This is a genomic window from Streptomyces sp. NPDC031274 (assembly GCF_055570235.1).
This window is the reverse complement of record NZ_JBVIHP010000006.1, coordinates 204,557-224,028: the sequence shown is the minus strand read 5'-3', so window position 1 is coordinate 224,028 and position 19,472 is coordinate 204,557. Positions and strand designations below refer to the sequence as shown.

The 19,472-nt window shown below is 69.1% G+C and carries 15 protein-coding genes and 1 riboswitch; of the genes, 7 read left to right on the top strand and 8 right to left on the bottom strand.

Features of this window, described 5'->3' with window-relative positions; all coding sequences use genetic code 11:
• Positions 1-100 precede the first annotated feature (100 nt).
• The 6 genes from ACZ5CR_RS12785 to ACZ5CR_RS12760 all read left to right on the top strand — a co-directional run bounded on the left by ACZ5CR_RS12785 (position 101) and on the right by ACZ5CR_RS12760 (position 7,365).
• Positions 101-1,447: an HD-GYP domain-containing protein gene (locus ACZ5CR_RS12785; RefSeq protein ID WP_468856651.1), complete on the top strand. Its 1,347-nt coding sequence runs from the start codon at positions 101-103 to the stop codon at positions 1,445-1,447.
• A 113-nt stretch (positions 1,448-1,560) separates the two neighbouring features.
• A complete protein-coding gene (locus ACZ5CR_RS12780; RefSeq protein ID WP_468856649.1) occupies positions 1,561-2,793 on the top strand; it encodes an HD-GYP domain-containing protein in 1,233 nt (410 codons plus the stop codon).
• A 105-nt stretch (positions 2,794-2,898) separates the two neighbouring features.
• The gene (locus ACZ5CR_RS12775; protein ID WP_468856648.1) at positions 2,899-3,879 is read left to right on the top strand and encodes a tetratricopeptide repeat protein; all 981 of its coding nucleotides are present in this window, start codon (positions 2,899-2,901) and stop codon (positions 3,877-3,879) included.
• A 63-nt stretch (positions 3,880-3,942) separates the two neighbouring features.
• Positions 3,943-4,593 carry a peptide deformylase gene (def, locus tag ACZ5CR_RS12770; RefSeq protein WP_468856647.1) on the top strand — a complete coding sequence of 217 codons (651 nt, stop codon included), beginning with the start codon at positions 3,943-3,945 and terminating at the stop codon, positions 4,591-4,593.
• A 298-nt stretch (positions 4,594-4,891) separates the two neighbouring features.
• Positions 4,892-6,013, top strand: a complete 1,122-nt coding sequence (gene cyc1, locus ACZ5CR_RS12765) for an epi-isozizaene synthase (RefSeq protein ID WP_468856644.1) — start codon at positions 4,892-4,894, stop codon at positions 6,011-6,013.
• Complete coding sequence (locus ACZ5CR_RS12760; protein ID WP_468856642.1) at positions 6,010-7,365, top strand: bifunctional albaflavenone monooxygenase/terpene synthase; 1,356 nt, start codon at positions 6,010-6,012, stop codon at positions 7,363-7,365. Before cyc1 ends, ACZ5CR_RS12760 begins: the two co-directional genes overlap by 4 nt.
• Here the strand turns inward: ACZ5CR_RS12760 and ACZ5CR_RS12755 are convergent.
• The 8 genes from ACZ5CR_RS12755 to ACZ5CR_RS12720 all read right to left on the bottom strand — a co-directional run bounded on the left by ACZ5CR_RS12755 (position 7,319) and on the right by ACZ5CR_RS12720 (position 17,784).
• Complete coding sequence (locus tag ACZ5CR_RS12755) at positions 7,319-8,323, bottom strand: helix-turn-helix domain-containing protein (RefSeq protein ID WP_468856639.1); 1,005 nt, start codon at positions 8,321-8,323, stop codon at positions 7,319-7,321. The genes ACZ5CR_RS12760 and ACZ5CR_RS12755 overlap by 47 nt on opposite strands.
• A gap of 237 nt (positions 8,324-8,560) precedes the next feature.
• On the bottom strand, positions 8,561-9,583 hold the full coding sequence (locus tag ACZ5CR_RS12750) for a ribonucleotide-diphosphate reductase subunit beta (RefSeq protein ID WP_468856637.1): 1,023 nt from the start codon (positions 9,581-9,583) through the stop codon (positions 8,561-8,563).
• Positions 9,583-12,033, bottom strand: coding sequence for a ribonucleoside-diphosphate reductase subunit alpha (locus tag ACZ5CR_RS12745; protein ID WP_468856635.1), 2,451 nt, complete (start codon positions 12,031-12,033; stop codon positions 9,583-9,585). The genes ACZ5CR_RS12750 and ACZ5CR_RS12745 overlap by 1 nt, the downstream gene beginning before the upstream one ends.
• Before the next feature lie 135 nt (positions 12,034-12,168).
• A riboswitch (cobalamin riboswitch) is annotated at positions 12,169-12,292 on the bottom strand.
• Between the two features lie 132 nt (positions 12,293-12,424).
• Positions 12,425-14,074: a monocarboxylate uptake permease MctP gene (gene mctP / locus ACZ5CR_RS12740; protein ID WP_468856632.1), complete on the bottom strand. Its 1,650-nt coding sequence runs from the start codon at positions 14,072-14,074 to the stop codon at positions 12,425-12,427.
• Positions 14,071-14,340, bottom strand: a complete 270-nt coding sequence (locus tag ACZ5CR_RS12735) for a DUF3311 domain-containing protein (RefSeq protein ID WP_468856630.1) — start codon at positions 14,338-14,340, stop codon at positions 14,071-14,073. Before ACZ5CR_RS12735 ends, mctP begins: the two co-directional genes overlap by 4 nt.
• Before the next feature lie 131 nt (positions 14,341-14,471).
• Entirely contained in the window at positions 14,472-14,669 is a 198-nt protein-coding gene (locus tag ACZ5CR_RS12730; protein WP_383332556.1) for a YbdD/YjiX family protein, read from the bottom strand.
• Entirely contained in the window at positions 14,666-16,813 is a 2,148-nt protein-coding gene (locus tag ACZ5CR_RS12725) for a carbon starvation CstA family protein (protein WP_468856627.1), read from the bottom strand. Before ACZ5CR_RS12725 ends, ACZ5CR_RS12730 begins: the two co-directional genes overlap by 4 nt.
• Positions 16,814-17,010: 197 nt before the next feature.
• Positions 17,011-17,784, bottom strand: coding sequence for a GntR family transcriptional regulator (locus tag ACZ5CR_RS12720; protein ID WP_468856915.1), 774 nt, complete (start codon positions 17,782-17,784; stop codon positions 17,011-17,013).
• Between the two features lie 286 nt (positions 17,785-18,070).
• On the opposite strand from ACZ5CR_RS12720, the gene ACZ5CR_RS12715 reads away from it, so the two are divergent.
• Positions 18,071-19,351 carry an extracellular solute-binding protein gene (locus ACZ5CR_RS12715; RefSeq protein ID WP_468856623.1) on the top strand — a complete coding sequence of 427 codons (1,281 nt, stop codon included), beginning with the start codon at positions 18,071-18,073 and terminating at the stop codon, positions 19,349-19,351.
• Positions 19,352-19,472 lie beyond the last annotated feature (121 nt).

Below are 19,472 nucleotides of genomic sequence, written 5' to 3'. Positions count from 1 at the left end.
GGGTGCGGCCGTTCTAGTCTCCGGACCTTGGAACGCGATTCCTGAGGACCGTGGTCCCCGGGAGCGGCCACCGGGGAGTCATGGGGGAGGAGGCGGTGCCATGCGGTCCATCGCTCCGTGGGCGCGCGCCTACATCCTGTGCGCCGCCCTGGCCGCGGTCGCCTGCGCCGCGCCCGCGGTGACCTCGCGCACGCCGTGGGCCGCGCTCGGGCTCCTCGCCGCGCTCTACGCGGGGTGCGAGCAGGCATCGCGGTGCCGGGTCATCGGCCGCCGCGGCCCGAACGGCCTCGGCACCTTCTTCCCCGTGTTGCTCGCCGCCGTCTTCCTGCTGCCGCCCGCCGCCGCCGCGCTCGTCGCGGTGCCGGGGGCGCTGCTCGCCCGCGTCGAGCGGAGTCCCCGGTGGGTGCGCAGGGTCTGGCGAGCGGCCCAACTGGTCCTGGCCGCCTGGGCTTCGGCGTGGGTGTACGGAGCGCTCGGCGGGAACGAGGCGGTGGCCGCGCCCCATTTTCCGTACGCCCTCGTGCCCGCCGGAGCAGCCGTCCTCGCCTTCTCCGCCGTACTGACCGCCCTGGACGGCGGCATCCTGGCCACCGCGGAACGGGTGCCGGTGCGGACCGCCTGGCGGGGGCTCTTCCTGCGGTCGTTCGCGCCGGTCGCGGTGCACGGCCTCGCCGGTCTGATGATGGCGGTCCTCTGGCGCAGTCCGTACGGGCCGCTCGCCGCGCTCCTCGTGCTGCTCCCGATGGGCGTCTCCTGCTGGGTCTTCGCGCAGTACCACCGCGAGCGGGCCGCCCACCAGGCCACGATCCGGGCGCTCGTGCAGGCCGTCGACATCAAGGACCGCTACACCCGCGGGCACAGCGAGCGCGTGGGACGGGCCTCCGTGCTGATCGCGCGGGAGCTGGGAATGGCGGACGAGAGGGTGGAGAGCCTGCGGTTCGCCGGAATCCTCCACGACGTCGGCAAACTCGGCGTACCGACCCGGCTGCTGCGCAAGGACGGGCCGCTGACCCCGGAGGAGAGGCGGGTCATCGAGCTGCATCCCGAGTACGGGCACGAGATGGTGCGGGGGATCGGGTTTCTCGGGGAGGCGCGGGCGGCGATCCTCCACCACCACGAGCGGATCGACGGGAGCGGCTACCCGTACGGGCTCGTGGGGCGGCAGATTCCGGAGTTCGCGCGGGTGGTGGCCGTCGCGGACGCGTTCGACGCCATGACGTCCACGAGGTCCTACCGGAGGGGGCGGCCTGTCGATGCCGCCGTGGCCGAGTTGGCGCGGTGCGCGGGGTCGCAGTTCGACCCCGTGATGGTCGCCGCGCTGCGACGGGCGCTGGGCCGGCACGGGTGGCACCCCGAGGTGACTGCCGACGTCGCGGCGGGGGGCGTGCCCTCGCCCCGCCGGGGGGAGCCCGGCGTTCCCGCGGCCCCGGGGGCGGGAGCACGATGAGCGCCGCTCTGTCGGAACCCGGCGCAGACGGTCGCGCCCACCCTTCCCCGAGCTCTCGGCTTCGCCCGGGCAGGGGAGGCCCCGCTCGCCCCGCGGAACGTCTGCCCACGGCGGTGGCGGCACTGGTCTACGGATCTGCCGGAATTCTCACCCTGCTCGCCCTCTGCTGGACCCTCTGGCGCGGTGTCGCCGAAGGCGGGGTCGCGCTGGCCTTCGGGGGGCTCGTGGTGGTGGGGGAGCTTGCCCGGTGGGGCGCCGGTGGAAGCGATCGGGAGCCCGCGCCGCTCGGTGCCGCGGGCGCGCTGGCGTACGCGCTGCTCGGGGAGGTCGGGGGACGGCCCACGCACCACGGTGTGTGCCAGGTGATCGCCGTCGTCGTGGCCGCCGCGCTCGTCGGGGCCGTGCCGAGTGTGGCGCTCGGCAAGGGGCCCGCTCTCGACCATGTGGCGCGGCGCGTGCTCACGGTCGGCTTCGCCGCCGCGTGCTTCCAACCGCTCTACAACGCGGGGAAGTTGGAGGAGTGGGCCGGGCAGGGGCCCGCCTTCGCCGTCGTCATCGTCGCGCTGCTCGTCCTGACCGCCCTGTGCGACGCGGTCCTCGCCGCGGCCATGGCGCACGCCCGTACCCGCTGGCCGTTCGGCCCGCTCCTGCGCGACGAGCTGCGGGCCATGCTCGGCATCGGGTCCGCCGTGTGCGCGACGGGGGCCGTCATGGCGCTCGCGGTCGCCGTCGCGGGGCTCTGGGCGCTTCCGGTGTTCAGCCTGCCGCTGCTCCTGACCCAGCTGTCGTTCGGGCGGTACGCCGCCGTGCGGACCACCTACCGGCAGACCATCACCTCGCTCGCCCGGTCCACCGAGATCGCCGGGTACACCCCCCAGGGGCATGCCCGCCGCGTCGCCGCGCTCAGCAGGGCGGTCGGGCGTGAGCTGGGTCTCTCCGCGCCGGACCTCGCCGTCCTGGAGTACGCGGCGCTGATGCACGACATCGGGCAGCTCTCCCTCATCGACCCCGTGCCCGCGGGCGCCACCGCGGCCCTGCCGGACGCGGAACAGCGGCGCATCGCCCTGCTCGGGGGCGCCGTCGTGCGTCAGACGGGGGTGAACGGCGACGTCGCCGTGGTCGTGGAGCGGCAGGCGGACCCCTATCGCGAGCAGCCGCTCACCGCCCGTATCGTGCGAGCTGCCAACGCGTACGACGAGATGGCGAGGGGAGAAGGTCCTGGGGGCCCGCTCAACGCCCTGGAGCGGCTGCGCCTGGGCACCGGCCGCGACTACCAGCCCGAAGTGGTGGAAGCCCTGGCCCGGGTCCTTGCGCGGGGCGGTCATAGCTTGCCTCCGGTTGGGTAACCCATGGGTAATGAGCGGCCGTCCGACCGTACGTGGTTGGATGCGAAGAGGGCCCTCAGGGGCACGGCGGGACCACAGGAACTCAGTAATCGGCAGGCGGGAATCGTGAGGATCTTCGGCAAGGGACGGCATCGGCCCTCCGCCTCATGGCGGCAGGCCACCGACCGCGCCTTCACGCTGATCGGCGACGGGCGGTACGAGGACGCGGGTGCGCTGCTTACCCGCGCGGCGGATCTCGAGCCGTGGCTCTCGGAGTCCTGGTTCAACCTCGCGCTGCTCCACAAGTTCCGGCACGACTGGGAGCAGGCGCGCGCCGCGGGCCTGCGGGCCGTCGCGCTGCTCGACCGGTCGGCCGGAGCCCCCGACTGGTGGAACGTGGGGATCGCCGCCACGGCCTTGCAGGACTGGCCCCTTGCCCGGCGCGCCTGGCAGGCGTACGGCCTGCGCGTTCCGGGCGGTGTGGCCGCCTCGGGGGAGCCCACCGGCATGGACCTGGGCAGCGCCGCCGTGCGGCTCTCGCCCGAGGGTGAGGCCGAGGTCGTGTGGGGGCGCAGGCTCGACCCCGCGAGGATCGAGATCCTCTCCATCCCGCTGCCCTCCTCCGGGCGCCGCTGGGGCGAGGTCGTGCTGCACGACGGCGTCCCGCACGGCGAGCGGACGACGGGGGCCGGGGACTCGTACCCCGTCTTCGACGAGATCGAGCTGTGGGCGCCCTCGCCGGTCCCCACCTGGGTGGTCCTCCTGGAGGCGGCCACCGAGGACGACAGGAACGCCCTGGAGCGGCTCGCCGCGGACGCGGGCTTCGCCGCCGAGGACTGGTCGTCGTCCGTACGGCTGCTCTGCCGCATGTGCTCCGAGAGCCGCATGCCGAGCGACGAGGGCGACGGCGAACACCTGGACCCGCACGACCACAGCGAGCCCGGTCACCCAGGACCGCTCGGTCACCGCAGCCCCGGCGCCCTGTGGGTGCCCGAGCGCGAGTGCGGCATCGCGGCACCCGCCGCACTGGTGCGCGGGCTCCTGGACGGCTGGGTCGCGGACAGCCCGGACTCCCGTGACTGGCGGGATCTGGAAGAGGTCTGCTGACTCCTGGCCGTAGGCTGTACCGGCACATCTCTTGTGGGTTCCCAGGAAGGCGTACGTCGGACAATGGCGCAGGACACTGAGAAGCAGACCTCGGGCGGGGTCCTCCCCGTGGACGACGAGGGCTTCGTCATCGACACGGAGGACTGCGAGGAGCGGGAGACGGCTTACCGCGAGCGCGGCACGTCCCGGCCCATCACGGTCGTCGGCAACCCTGTGCTGCACAAGGAGTGCAAGGACGTCACCGCCTTCGACGACGAGCTCGCGCGGCTCGTCGACGACATGTTCGCCAGCCAGCGGACCGCGGAGGGCGTGGGCCTTGCCGCCAACCAGATCGGCGTCGACCTGAAGGTCTTCGTCTACGACTGCATGGACGACGAGGGCAAGCGGCACGTCGGCGTGGTCTGCAACCCCGTGGTGCGCGAGCTCCCCGCCGAGCGCCGCCGCCTGGACGAGGCGGGCGAGGGCTGCCTCTCCGTGCCCACCGCCTACGCCGACCTGGCCCGCCCGGACTACGCCGAGGTGACCGGGCAGGACGAGAAGGGCAACCCCATCAAGGTGCGGGGCACCGGCTACTTCTCGCGCTGCCTCCAGCACGAGACGGACCACCTGTACGGCTACCTCTACATCGACCGCCTCTCCAAGCGCGACCGCAAGGACGCGCTGCGGCAGATGGAAGAGGGCACTCCGCGCTACCCCGTGGTGCCGAACGACTGAGCACAGCGAGCAAGCGAGCCACCTGCGGCCCCTGGTCGGGATCTCCCTCCCGTCCAGGGGCCGTTCGCATGCGCTGTTCGCAAGGACCGGTCAACTGTGCGAGCAAAACAGGCTCATGATGATCCAAAATTAGTCACGTACGTGGATTTTTTCGGCACTGGGGGGTAGTGAATGGCGCAAATCTGTTCCCTGAACGGTCAGTTGTGGTGCTGAATGGAAAGCGCGGGGAAACGCAACGGCGCGCGCCCGGTACGGCGGGAGGGGCGTACGTCCTCAAGCGACTGAGAGGGGCCAGTTCGTGCCTGCATATTCATTTGGCACTTCACCGACACAGTCACAGACCCCGGCGGTATCCGTGCCGCCGGCGTTGGCGCTCCCGGTGATCGAGGCAGATTTTCCGCGACGACTACATCCGTATTGGCCGGAGCTTCAGGAAAAATCCAGGACATGGCTGCGCGAAATGCGCCTCATGCCCGCGGACAAGGTGGAGCGGTACGCCGACAGCCTGTGCTACACGGACCTGGTGGCGGGCTACTACATTGGCGCGTCCGATGAGTTGCTCAGCGCGATAGCCGACCTCAGTAGTTGGTTCTTCGCGTGGGACGACCGGCACGACCGCGACTCGGTGCACGGCAGGGCCGCGCAGTGGCGCCGCCTGTGCCGCGGCCTCCACGAGACACTCCGGGCACCCCGGCAACAACTGCACCACCGCGACCCTCTGGTCGCGGGGTTCGCCGACTGCGTCCTTCGGCTGTACTCGCAGCTGGGGGCCAGCTGGAACGCCCGGTTCGCCCGGCACTTCCACAGCGTGATCGAGGCCTACGACCTGGAGTTCAGGAACCGCAGGACCGGCACGGTGCCGACGGTCGAGGCCTACATCGAGCTGCGCAGGCTGACGTTCGCGCACTGGACGTGGATCGACCTGCTCGAACCCACGGCGCGGCGCGAGCTGCCGCAGGACGTGCGGAAGCATCCCGCATATCGGCGGGCGGCGCTCGCCACGCAGGATTTCTCCGCCTGGTACAACGACCTGTGCTCACTTCCCAAAGAACTCGCGGGAGATGAACTGCACAATCTCGGGATCAGTCTGATCCAGCACGAGGGACTTTCCCTCGAAGAGGCCGTGGCGGAAGTCCACAGGCGGGTGACCGGATGCATATCGGATTTCCTCGTGGCGGAGGAAGAGGTATTGCGTCTCGCAGGTCAGCTGGCCGACGGAAGTGCGTACGGCAAGGAAATCTCGGACGCGGTGGAGTCGTGCGTCGCAAACATGCGGAACTGGTTCTCTTCCGTGTACTGGTTCCACCACGAATCCGGTCGCTATCGGGTGGACAGCTGGGACGACCGGTCCATTCCTCCGTACGTGAGTGACGCGGGAATGAGCGACTTGGCTGAAATTGAATTGGTAGGTGAGGAATGAGCGTCGAATCCGCGATACCCGCGACTCCCGCGGTAACGCCACCGCTTGTCAGCGGTGGTGCCCCGCTCATCGGACACGCCTGGAACCTGGTACGCGACCCGCTCGGCTTCTTCGCCGCGCTGCGGGACCACGGTGATCTCGTCCGCATCAGGCTCGGCCCCAAGACGGCGTACGCGGTCTGCGACCCGGAGCTGGTCGGGCAGCTCCTGCGGAGCCCCGACTACATCGTCGGAGGGCCCCTCTGGGACACCCTGGAAGTGCTGCTCGGCAAGGGCGTGGCGACCAGCAACGGCAAGCTGCACAAGCGTCAACGGCGCATGATGCAGCCCGCGTTCAGGCGCGAGCGGATCGCCGACTACGCCAAGGTGATGGAGGAGGAGGCCCGCGCCACGGCCGCGCGCTGGCGCGAGGGCGACACGGTCGACATCAACGCGGACATGTTCCGTACGGCCGTGCGCGTCGTGTCCCGCTCGCTCCTGGAGGTCGACGCGATCGGTGAGAAGGCGGACCGCATCGCCGATTCGCTGCACACCGTCTTCGAGGGGCTCTACCGCAGGATGGTGCTCTCGGTCGGGCCGCTGTACCGCGTGCCGACCCAGGGCAACCGCCGCTTCCAGAGCGCGCTCGCCGATCTGCACGCCCTGGTCGACGAGATCATCGCCGAAGGAAGGGCGGCGGGCGCGGACCGGGACGACCTGTTGGCCGAAATGCTGCGGGCGCACGATGAATCAGGTCAGCCGCTCAGTGATCAGGAGGTCCATGACCATGTGATCTCCCTTGTCGTGGCGGGCGCCGAGAATATCGCGTCGACCTTGGCGTGGACGTTCCATCTGCTGGCCGAACACCCCGAGCAGGAAAGGCGATTGGTTGAAGAGGTAAATGCCGTCGCACCGGACCGGGAGATCACATTCGCCGACCTCAAGGACCTTCCGCACACCCGGAATGTCGTCACCGAGGCGATGCGCATACAACCCGCTGCCTGGATATTCACGCGCCGGTCGGTGGGAGAGACCACTCTGGGCGGCTACCGCATTCCGGCCGATGCGGACATCGTCTACAGCGTGTATGCGATGCAACGCGATCCGCGTTCCTTCGAGCAGCATCTCCGCTTCGACCCGGACCGCTGGAATCCGGAACGTGCTTCAGATGTGCCGGAGTTCGCGATGATGCCGTTCGGTACGGGCAACCGCAAGTGCCCGGGTGACCACTTCAGCCTGGCCGAACTCGCCATCATTCTGGCCACGGTGGCTCCGAAGTGGCACCTGGCGCCGATCGCGGAGACCGACGCCGACACGAAGATCGGCATCACCCTGCAACCGAAGAGGCTGGTTCTGAAAGCCGAGAGGCGCTGATGGCCACCGGTCCGCGGAAGGTGCGGCGGTAGGCGTTCGGTGTGGTGCCGAGCGCCCGAAGGAACTGGTGGCGCATCGCCGCGGCGTTGCCGAACCCGGCACGCCCGGCGATGGCGTCCACCGTCTCGTCCGATCCCTCCAGCAACTCCTGTGCCAGAAGAACCCGTTGGCGCAGGAGCCAGCGGTAGGGCGTGGTGCCGGTCTCCTGCTGGAAGCGGCGGGCGAAGGTGCGCGGTGACATGTGCGCGCGCTCGGCGAGCAGCTCGACGGTGATGTCCCTGTCCAGATGGCGCTCCATCCAGGTGAGCACCCCGCCCACGGTGTCGCACGACGTGCGCGGCAGCGGGCGCTCCACGAACTGGGCCTGGCCGCCGTCGCGATGGGGCGGTACGACCATGCGCCGTGCGATGGCGTTGCCGACCTCGATGCCGTGCTCCTGGCGCACGATGTGCAGGCAGGCGTCGATCCCGGCGGCGGTGCCGGCCGATGTGATGACCGGGCCCTCGTCCACGTACAGGACGTCGGGCTCCACCCGGGCCCGCGGATGACGCACCGCGAGCTCTGCGGAGTGCCGCCAGTGCACGGCGCAACGGCGGCCGTCGAGCAGCCCCGCGGCGCCGAGCACGAAGACGCCGGAGCAGACGGAGAGGACGCGGGCCCCGCGGTCCACCGCGCGGCGCAGGGCGGCGAGCAGATCCTCGGGGTAGGCGCGGTCCACGAACTCCTGGCCCGCGGGCACGGCGATGAGGTCGGCCTCTTCGAGCCGGTCGAGGCCGTACGGAGTGGTGATCGTGAACCCCGCGTGATTGCTCAGGGGTCCGTCCTCCGCGGCGACCACCGCGAAGTCGTACACCGGAAGACCCGCGTCGCTCCGGTCGAGGCCGAACACCTCGCAGACGACGCCGAGTTCGAAGGGATTCACACCGTCGAGCAGCACGACGGCCACGTTCCTCAGCATGTCTGCCAGTGTGCCGCAGGGCTGGCAGTAAGTCGATGGTGTGTGGCAGTCCTGCCACTGACGCTTCCGCCGGGACCGCAGGACAGTAAGGACATGAACGCAATCCTCGATTACGCGACCGTCCTGACCGTCTTCCTCCTCCTGGCCGTACCCTCGCTCGTCGGGTACGTCCACGACCGCCGGATCGACCGCGAGCTGCGGGAGGCGGCGTCCGCCGTCTCCCGCAGCTCGGTGGGGCTAGAACTCGTCGTCGAAGGAGACCGAACCCTCGACCGCGACCTGGTAGGCCGACGGGCGCCGCTCGAAGAAGTTGGTCAGCTCCTGGACTCCCTGGAGCTCCATGAACGAGAACGGGTTTGAGGAGCCGTAGACCGGCGCGAACCCGAGCCGCTGGAGCCGCTGGTCGGCGACGCACTGAAGGTACTCACGCATCGAGTCGGTGTTCATGCCGGGCAGGCCCTCACCGCAGAGGTCGCGCGCGAACTGCAGCTCGGCCTCGACGGCCTCCTTGAGCATGTCGGTGACCTGCGTCTGGAGCGCGTCGTCGAAGAGCTCCGGCTCCTCCTTGCGGACGGTGTCGACGACGTCGAAGGCGAAGCTCATGTGCATCGTCTCGTCACGGAACACCCAGTTCGTGCCGGTCGCCAGGCCGTGCAGCAGACCGCGCGAGCGGAACCAGTAGACGTAGGCGAAGGCACCGTAGAAGAAGAGCCCCTCGATGCACGCCGCGAAGCAGATCAGGTTCAGCAGGAAGCGGCGCCGGTCGGCCTTGCTCTCCAGCTGGTCCATCTTCTCGACGGAGTCCATCCACTTGAAGCAGAACTCCGCCTTCTCGCGGATGGAGGGGATCTCCTCGACCGCGTCGAAGGCCGCGGCGCGGTCCTCCGGGTCGGGCAGATAGGTGTCGAGCAGCGTCAGATAGAACTGGACGTGCACGGCCTCCTCGAAGAGCTGGCGGCTCAAGTAGAGCCGGGCCTCGGGGGAGTTGATGTGCTTGTAGAGCGTGAGCACGAGGTTGTTGGAGACGATCGAGTCGCCGGTCGCGAAGAACGCGACCAGGCGGCCGATCATGTGCTGCTCGCCGGGCGAGAGCTTGGCGAGGTCGGCGACGTCCGAGTGGAGGTCGACCTCCTCGACGGTCCAGGTGTTCTTGATCGCGTCCCGGTAGCGCTCGTAGAAGTCCGGGTAGCGCATGGGACGCAGGGTCAGCTCGAAGCCCGGGTCGAGGAGGTTCTTCTCGGAGTTGGTGGTGCTGGACATTACTGGCAGGCCTCGCAGGACTCGGGGTTTTCCAGGGAGCAGGCGACGGCTTCTTCGGCCGAGACCTGGGCGGGTACGGGGGCGTTGGCGGGAGCGGGCTCGGCGGCCTCGGTGCGGCCCGCCGCCGCGCGGGCGATCCGGGTCGCCGGGCGCGAACGCAGGTAGTACGTCGTCTTCAGACCCTGCTGCCAGGCGTAGGCGTACATCGACGAGAGCTTGCCGATGGTCGGCGTCTCCAGGAACAGGTTCAGGGACTGCGCCTGGTCGAGGAACGGCGTGCGCGCGGCGGCCATGTCGATCAGACCGCGCTGCGGGATCTCCCACGCGGTGCGGTAGAGGTCGCGCACCTCCGCCGGGATCCAGCTGAAGCCCTGCACGGAGCCACTGGCCTCGCGCAGCGCCTCGCGGGTCTGCGCGTCCCAGACGCCGAGCCGTTTCAGCTCCTCCACCAGGTAGGCGTTGACCTGGAGGAACTCGCCGGAGAGCGTCTCGCGCTTGAAGAGGTTGGAGACCTGCGGCTCGATGCACTCGTAGACGCCCGCGATGGAGGCGATCGTGGCGGTCGGCGCGATGGCGAGGAGCAGCGAGTTGCGCATACCGGTCGTGGCGATACGTTCCCGCAGCGCGGCCCAGCGCTCGGGCCAGGTCAGCTCGACGCCGTAGTGGTCGGGGTGCAGCACGCCGCGCGCGGTGCGCGTCTTCTCCCAGGCGGGCACAGGGCCGTTGCGCTCGGCGAGATCGGCGGAGGCCTCGTACGCGGCGAGCATGATGCGCTCGGCGATGCGCGTGGAAAGGGCGCGCGCGGCGGGGGAGTCGAAGGGCAGCTTCAGCTGGAAGAAGACGTCCTGCAGCCCCATGGCGCCCAGGCCCACCGGACGCCACCTGGCGTTGGAGCGCCCGGCCTGCTCGGTCGGGTAGAAGTTGATGTCGACCACGCGGTCGAGGAAGGTGACGGCGGTGCGGACGGTCTCGTCGAGCCGCTCCCAGTCGATGTCACCGGCGGCCTTGTCCACGAAGGCGCCGAGGTTCACCGAACCCAGGTTGCAGACGGCCGTCTCGCCGTCGTCCGTCACCTCCAGGATCTCCGTGCAGAGGTTGGAGGAGTGGACGGTGTGGCCGGGCTCCGCCGTCTGGTTGGCGGTGCGGTTGGCGGCGTCCTTGAAGGTCATCCAGCCGTTGCCGGTCTGCGCGAGGGTGCGCATCATGCGGCCGTACAGATCGCGGGCGGGGATGGTCTTGCGGGCGAGCCCTGCGGCCTCGGCCTTGCGGTAGGCGGCGTCGAACTCGTCGCCCCACAGGTCGACCAGCTCGGGCACGTCGGCGGGCGAGAACAGCGACCAGTCCTGGTCGGCTGCGACCCGGCGCATGAACTCGTCCGGGATCCAGTGCGCGAGGTTGAGGTTGTGCGTACGGCGCTGGTCCTCACCCGTGTTGTCGCGCAGCTCCAGGAACTCCTCGATGTCGGAGTGCCAGGTCTCCAGGTAGACCGCGGCGGCGCCCTTGCGTCGGCCGCCCTGGTTCACGGCGGCGACGGAGGCGTCCAGGGTCTTGAGGAACGGCACGATGCCGTTGGAGTGCCCGTTCGTGCCGCGGATCAGCGAACCGCGGGCACGGATGCGGGAGTACGAGAGGCCGATGCCGCCCGCGTGCTTGGAGAGGCGCGCGACCTGGTGGTAGCGGTCGTAGATGGAGTCCAGCTCGTCCAGGGGCGAGTCGAGGAGGTAGCAGGAGGACATCTGCGGGTGGCGGGTGCCGGAGTTGAAGAGCGTCGGCGATGACGGCAGGTAGTCCAGGCGGCTCATCAGGCGGTACAGGGATGCGACCTCGTCCACCGAGCGCGCGCTGACCGTCGTTGAATCAGATGCAGTCTCGGCGAGACCGCTCGCGACGCGCAGCATGAAGTGCTGCGGGGTCTCGATGACGTGCCGGGTGATCGGGTGGCGAAGGAGATAGCGGCTGTGCAGGGTGCGCAGGCCGAAGTAGCCGAAGCGGAAGTCGGCGCCGTCCTGAAGGGCGTCCTCCACGAGACCGTCCAGACGGTCCGCGTGGTCGACGACGAACGCGGCGGTGCGGTCCGCGATCAGGCCCTCGCGGTGCCCCACGGCGACCGAGTCGGAGAAGGAGCGCACGCCCTGCGACGCGGCCTCGTCCCGGATGCTGAGGCTGAGGAGCCTGGCCGCGAGCTGCGAGTACGTCGGGTCCTCGGAGATGAGCCCGGCGGCCGCCTCGGTCGCGAGCTCCCGCAGCTCCGCCAGATCCGCCTTGGCCGAACGGCCGCGCAGCGCGGCGGCGGCGACCCGGCCGGGGTCGGCGTCGGGGAGGTCGGCGGTGAGGTCGGTCAGGGTGCGCAGCAGCGCGGTTCCCGGGCCGTCGCCGGTCTGCTGACCAACGGTGGTCTGCTGCCCGTCGGTGGTCTGCGCTGACGCAGGTTCGGCTGGCGCGATGGTCACGTGGAGCACTCCCTCGCTCGGCTCTGGGCCTTGGGGAGGGGTGAGTGACACACGGGGGCGCCCAGGGCAGGGCTGCGCTCCGCGTCCACCAGCCCATTCCACGAGGCCCGGACGTCGTCGGCACCCGGACCGGACGGAACGGGTGCGCTGTCGACAGGTCTTCGGACTCGTGGGCACGACAAATGCGTACTCATACACCGTTGCGGGACAGTTCCGGACTTGCACCGGATTCCCCTGCGGCGACAGCGAGCACGAGCATACATCTTGTGCTGGCTCTGGGCGGCAGCCCCATATCTTGTGTCGGTGTGGCCTTGTGAGGACACGGGAACGCCAACGGGCCGCCGGAGAACCGGCGGCCCGTGTCAGACGGTGATCGGTGTACGCGGGGGACTCAGTGCCCGCCCGGCGCCCCCACCGTGGCCGGCGGAAGCTCCTCCACGACGCCGGGGTCGCCCGCGTCCGCCGTGTAGTCGCCGGGAGAGGTCTCGTCGATGCCGTCAGGTGCCTTGGCGGCGCGCAGGACGAACGTCATGACCACGGTGACCACCAGGTTCAGGACGAACGCCGTGAGGCCGATGTAGCCGATCTCGCCGATTCCGGGGATCTCGTCGGACGAGCCGCCGAAGTGCTTCTGCGTCGGCGAGGCGACACCGTAGGCGGCGACCGTCCCGTAGACCATGCCGACCGCCCAGCCCGCGAGCAGCGCCCAGCGGTGGAACCACCGCGTGAACAGGCCGCCGACCAGCGCGGGCATGGTCTGCAGGATCCAGATGCCGCCCAGGAGCTGGAAGTTGATCGCGACCGTCTTGTCCATGGTGAGGACGAAGGCGAGCGCGCCGACCTTCACCAGGAGCGAGACCAGCTTGGAGACCTTGGTCTCCTGCTCGGGTGTCGCGTCCGGCTTGAGGAAGTCCTTGTAGATGTTCCTGGTGAAGAGATTCGCTGCCGCGATCGACATGATGGCGGCGGGCACGAGGGCGCCGATGCCGATGGCGGCGAAGGCCACGCCCGTGAACCAGTCGGGGAACATGTTCTCGAACAGCTGCGGAATCGCCAGCTGCCCGTTCTCCACCTTGACCCCGGCCGCGATCGCCATGAAGCCGAGCAGCGCGAGCAGGCCGAGCATCAGGGAGTAGAGCGGCAGGATCGTGGTGTTGCGGCGGATCACGTTGCGGCTCTTGGAGGAGAGGGTCGCCGTGATCGAGTGCGGGTACATGAACAGCGCGAGCGCGGAGCCGAGCGCGAGCGTGGCGTACGTCCACTGCCCGGTGTGGCCCGGCGCGAGACCCGCAACGGGCTTGCCCGCCGCCTCGTTCGCCGCCGAGAATTTCTCGTTCGCCGCCTGGAAGATGCTGTCGAAGCCGCCGAGCTTGATCGGGATGTAGATGATCGCGACGGCGATGACGAGATAGATCAGGCCGTCCTTCACGAACGCGATCAGCGCGGGGGCGCGCAGACCCGACGAGTACGTGTACGCGGCGAGCACCGCGAACGCGATCAGGAGCGGCAGGTCCTTGATGAACCAGTTCGTGTCCGGACCGCCGCCGACGCCCATCACGTCGAGCACGGCCTGGATGCCGACGAGCTGGAGCGCGATGTACGGCATCGTGGCGAGGATGCCGGTGACCGCGACGGCAAGGGAGAGCCCCTTGGAGCCGAAGCGTCCGCGCACGAAGTCGGAGGTGGTCACGTATCCGTGCTTGTGCGAGACGGACCACAGGCGCGGCAGGAAGGTGAAGATCAGCGGGTAGACGAGGATCGTGTACGGCACGGCGAAGAAGCCGGCCGCGCCCGCCGCGTAGATCGCCGCGGGGACGGCCACGAACGTATAGGCCGTGTAGAGGTCGCCGCCGAGCAGGAACCACGTGACCCAGGTGCCGAACGACCGGCCGCCGAGGCCCCATTCGTCCAGGCTCTCGGTCTCGGCCTTGCGCCAGCGCGCGGCCAGGAAGCCCATCGCCGTGACGGCGACGAAGAAGAAGATGAAGACGGCGAGGGCGATGCCGTTGACGCCGCCCGTGTCCGCTGCGAGCTCGTTCATCGGGTCGCACCCCCCTGGGCCTGCTCGGCCTTGCGGGCGCGCTGGTCACGCTGCCACAGCTTGTACGCGATCATGGTGAGAGCGGTGGAGATGAGCACCCACAGCATCTGGTACCAGTAGAAGAACGGGATGCCGATGAAGGTCGGTTCGACCTTCGCGTAGGAGCTCACCCAGAGCATCGCCACGAACGGCGCTGCGAGACAGAGGGCAATGACCACGCGGACCGGCGTGATCACCGGTCTGCTCACTTCAGGCGCATCTGACACTTGCGGTTCCGCTCCCTCGCTTATCTCACCTTTAACGTGCGGGAAATCTAAGCGAGAGTGTTGATCTATGGAACCCCCGTCCGGATAACGGACGTGTCGAAGCCTCTGCTCAACACCTGTTCAGCGCCTGTTCAGCAGCAGCGGAACCCCTGCCGCGGATCCGACTCCTGCCGATCCGTGCGCATTCGCTCGAACTCCCTCCGGGAGGGGACGGATGCCCCGGGATGCGTCTTCCGTGTGTGCGCGACATAACGGTCGTACGCGGACTCGTCGGTCAACTCCCGTGCGTACCACCGCACCCACCGCAGCCCGCGAAGCACCCACGTCATGACGGGACCTTCGCGTCGGTCGCCGCCTTCGCCGCCGCCAGCTCCGCCTTCTCCTCCTGGGTCGGCACGAGCCCGGCCGGCGCGGTCAGCTTCGACTCCACGTACTCGGCCTCGCTCAGTCTCGACGACCGCGGATCGCGGACGTGCTTCACGCAGATCCGGGCCGCGTCGGCGATCACGATGACGATGAGCAGGGCGAGTGCGGCCGAGAGGACGCCGTCCACCGTGGAGTTGGTGACGACGGTGTGCATGTCGTCCATGGACTTGGCGGGCGGCAGGATCTTTCCGTCGTCGATCGCGTCCTGGTAGATCGAGCGCTGCTTGAAGAAGCCCACGCGCGGGTCGCTGGAGAAGACCTTCTGCCAGCTCGCGGTCAGCGTCACCGTCGCGTCCCAGGCCAGCGGAATCCCGGTGATCCAGGCCCATTTGAGACGCCCCGACTTCACCAGGAGCGTCGTGCAGACGGTGAGCGCGACCGCGGCGAGGAGCTGGTTGGAGATGCCGAAGATCGGGAAGAGCTGGTTGATCCCGCCGAGCGGCTCGTGCACGCCCACCCAGAGGAAGTACCCCCACAGACCGGTGACGACCGCGCTCGTGATGATGAGCCCTGGCTTCCAGCTGACCCTCTTGAAGGGCTTGTAGACGTTCCCGAGCATGTCCTGGAGCATGAAGCGGCCCACGCGCGTGCCCGCGTCGAGCGCGGTCAGGATGAACAGCGCCTCAAACATGATCGCGAAGTGGTACCAGAACGCCTTCATGGAGCCGCCGGTGACCTTCGAGAAGATCTCGGAGACACCGATCGCGAGCGTGGGGGCGCCACCGGTGCGCGAGAGCAGCGAGGACTCCTCCACGTTCTTGGCGGCCTGTGCCAGATCCTCGGGGGAGATGGAGTATCCGAAGCCCGCGACGGCTTGCGACGCGGCCTGGACGTTGTCCCCGATGACCCCGGCGGGTGCGTTCATCGCGAAGTAGAGCCCCGGGTCGATGATGCTCGCCGCGACGAGCGCCATGATCGCGACGGCCGACTCCATCAGCATGGAGCCGTAGCCGATCATCCGGATCTGGGTCTCCTTCTGGACCATCTTCGGCGTCGTGCCCGACGAGATCAGCGCGTGGAAACCGGACAGGGCCCCGCAGGCGATGGTGATGAAGACGAACGGGAAGAGCGATCCGGCGAAGACGGGCCCGTCGCCGCGCGAGGCGAAGTCGGTCACCGGGTCCATCTTCAGCGTCGGCAGCGTGACGACGACGCCGATCGCGAGCAGCAGGATCGTGCCGATCTTCATGAAGGTGGAGAGGTAGTCGCGCGGCGCGAGCAGCATCCACACCGGCAGGATCGAGGCGATGAATCCGTACGCCACCAGCCAGATGACCAGCGTCGACGGCGCGAGCGTGAAGGTGTCCGCGAGCGACGACTCGGCGACCCAGCGCCCGGCGACGAGCGCGATCAGGAGCAGCGTGATCCCGATGAGGGAGACCTCGCTGACCCGCCCGGGGCGCAGGATCCGCAGGTAGAAGCCCATGAACAACGCGATCGGGATGGTCATCGCGATGGAGAAGGTGCCCCAAGGCGAGTCCGCGAGCGCGTTGACGACGACGAGCGCGAGCACCCCGAGCAGGATGATCATGATGGCGAACGCGGCGAGCAGCGCGGCGGCCCCGCCGAAGGGGCCGATCTCCTCGCGCGCCATCTGGCCGAGCGACTTGCCGTCGCGCCGCGTGGAGAAGAAGAGGACGACCATGTCCTGCACGGCGCCCGCGAAGATCACCCCGACGATGATCCAGATCGTGCCCGGCAGATAGCCCATCTGCGCGGCGAGTACGGGCCCCACCAGCGGTCCCGCGCCCGCGATCGCCGCGAAGTGGTGGCCGAGCAGGACGCGGCGGTCGGTCGGATGGAAGTCCATCCCGTTGTCCAGGCGCTCCGCCGGAGTGGCCCGGTTCTTGTCGACCTTCAGGACCCGGTTGACGATGAACTTGGAGTAGAAGCGATAGGCGATGGCGTACGAGCCGAGGGCCGCGGCGACCATCCAGGCGGCCGACACCTCCTCGTCGCGCGAGAGCGCAAGCACGGCCCAGCCCGCGGCGCCCACAAGGGCGACGAGGGTCCAGATGACGATGGATCGGGGATTCGCTGTGCGCACCGGGTCGTCCTCCCGTTCATCACGCTCATCATGCGATGACGGGAGGACCGTAGAGCAGCACGGTGATCTGGCGCCAGACCCCGGACGAGGGTCAGTGGGCGGGGCGGCGTCGGTCGGTGGGGAGCGGTGGGCCGGTCGATGAGGAGAAGTGGGTCGATCGGTGGGGTGAAGTGGGTCAATCGGAGCGGAGCGGTGCGTCAGTCCGTGGGGCGTTTGAGGCGTGCCACGAACTTGTAGCGGTCGCCCCGGTAGACCGAACGGACCCACTCCACCGGCTGGCCGCCGCCGTCCAGGGAGTGCCGCGACAGGAGCAGCATCGGCAGGCCCACGTCCGTGCCGAGCAGGCCCGCCTCGCGCGGGGTCGCCAGGGAGGTCTCGATCGTCTCCTCGGCCTCCGCGAGGTGGACGTCGTACACCTCGGCGAGTGCCGTGTAGAGCGAGGTGTACTTGACCAGGGAGCGGCGCAGGGCCGGGAAGCGCTTGGCCGAGAGGTGCGTCGTCTCGATGGCCATGGCCTCGCCGTTGGCGAGCCGGAGCCGCTCGATCCTGAGCACCCGGCCGCCCGTGCTGATGTCGAGCAGTCCGGCCAGGGTGTCGTCGGCGGTGATGTAGCCGATGTCCAGGAGCTGGGAGGTGGGTTCGAGGCCCTGGGCCCGCATGTCTTCGGTGTACGAGGTGAGTTGCAGCGCCTGGGACACCTTGGGCTTGGCCACGAAGGTGCCCTTGCCCTGGATCCGCTCGAGGCGGCCCTCGACGACCAGCTCCTGCAGGGCCTGGCGCACCGTCGTGCGCGAGGTGTCGAACTCCGCGGCCAGTGTGCGCTCCGGAGGGACCGGGGTGCCGGGCGGCAGCGTCTCCGTCATGTCGAGCAAGTGCCGCTTCAGGCGGTAGTACTTGGGCACGCGCGCGGTGCGGCCGACGCTCGGGGCGCCGCCCGCGTCGGTCTCTGTGCTCCCTGCGTCAGTGCCCATCCGCTGCCTTCCCGGCTCCTGTGCTGCTGCCGTCACCGGCTCCTCCGTCTGTCGCGGCTCACATCGTGGCACGTACCGGGCTGAGGGGGCCGTGCCCGCTCAGGTGTCGGTCCGATAACGGACCTGACAGCCCTTCTTATACACCCTTGACACCCCTAAAGGTCTAGGCCAAGCTCCCCGTACTGGTCTACACCATTAAAGACCAGGTTCCAGTCCCACGGGCAGATCTCGGTCCTATTGGTCGCTGCGGGTGGGGGGTTGACTGGCATCCCTTGAGGAGGGTGACGTGAAGCGCAAGCTCATAGCGGCCATCGGTGTCGCTGGCATGTTGGTCTCGATCGCGGCCTGTGGCAGCGACGACAGCGACGACAAGAAGGCCGGAGCGGACGGCTTCAAGGGGGAGACCCTGACGCTCTGGGCGATGGACGGCTCCACGCCCGAGGGCTGGACCAAGGACGTCAAGGCCGCCTTCGAGAAGAAGACCGGCGCCAAGCTGAAGCTCGAAGTCCAGCAGTGGAACGGCATCCAGCAGAAGCTGACGACCGCCCTCTCCGAGGAGAACCCGCCGGACGTCTTCGAGATCGGCAACACCCAGACCGCCGCGTACGCCAAGACCGGCGGCCTCGCCGACCTGAGCGACCTCAAGGAAGGGCTCGGCGCCGACTGGACCGAGTCGATCAACAAGTCTTCGATCGTGGACGGCAAGCAGTACGCGGCCCCGTGGTTCGTCCTGAACCGCGTGGTGATCTACAACAAGAAGGTCTGGGCCGACGCCGGCATCAAGGAGACCCCCAAGACCCGCGCCGAGTTCCTCAAGGACCTCAAGGCGATCGACTCCAAGACGGACGCCGAGCCGATCTACCTGCCGGGCCAGAACTGGTACCACTTCGTCGGCCTGACCATTGGTGAGGGCGCCGAGCTGGTCAAGAAGGACGGCGACAAGTACGTCTCCAACCTGACCGACCCCAAGGTCGCCAAGGCCATGAAGACGTACAAGGAGTTCGCCGACCTCTCCAAGGCCCCCAAGAACAAGGACGAGGCGACCCCGCAGCAGGCCGAGGTCTTCGCCAAGGGCAAGACCGGCGCCTTCATCGGCATGAGCTGGGAGGCCGCGACCGCGATCGAGGCCAGCAAGGACAAGAAGTTCAAGGACAACATCGGCTACTTCACCATCCCCGGTGCCACGGCCGACAAGCCCGAGGGCGTCTTCCTCGGCGGCTCGAACCTCGCCGTCGCCGCGACCAGCAAGAAGCAGGATCTCGCCAAGGAGTTCCTGAAGATCGCGCTGAACGACAAGTTCGAGGGTGCGCTCGCCAAGGAAGGCGGCGTCATCCCGAACAAGCAGGCTCTGGAGGCCCAGCTCAAGGGCAACCCGGCCGCCGAGGCCATGGCCCCCGCGACCGCCGGCGGCGGCACCACCCCGCTGATCCCGGAGTGGGCGGCGGTGGAGAACCCGCCGAACCCGATCAAGAGCTACATGACCGCGGTGCTGAACGGTAAGTCGAACGACGCCGCCGCCAAGCAGGTCGAGGGCGAGCTCAACAAGCGCCTGTCGCAGAAGCAGTAAGGACGCGCTCCTGCCGGGGCGGGGGGGGGGGGGGGGGGGGGGGGGGGGGGGGGGGGGGTGGGGGGGGGGGGGGGGGGGGGGGGGGGGGGGGGGGGGGGGAAGGGGGGGAGGGGGAGGCGTA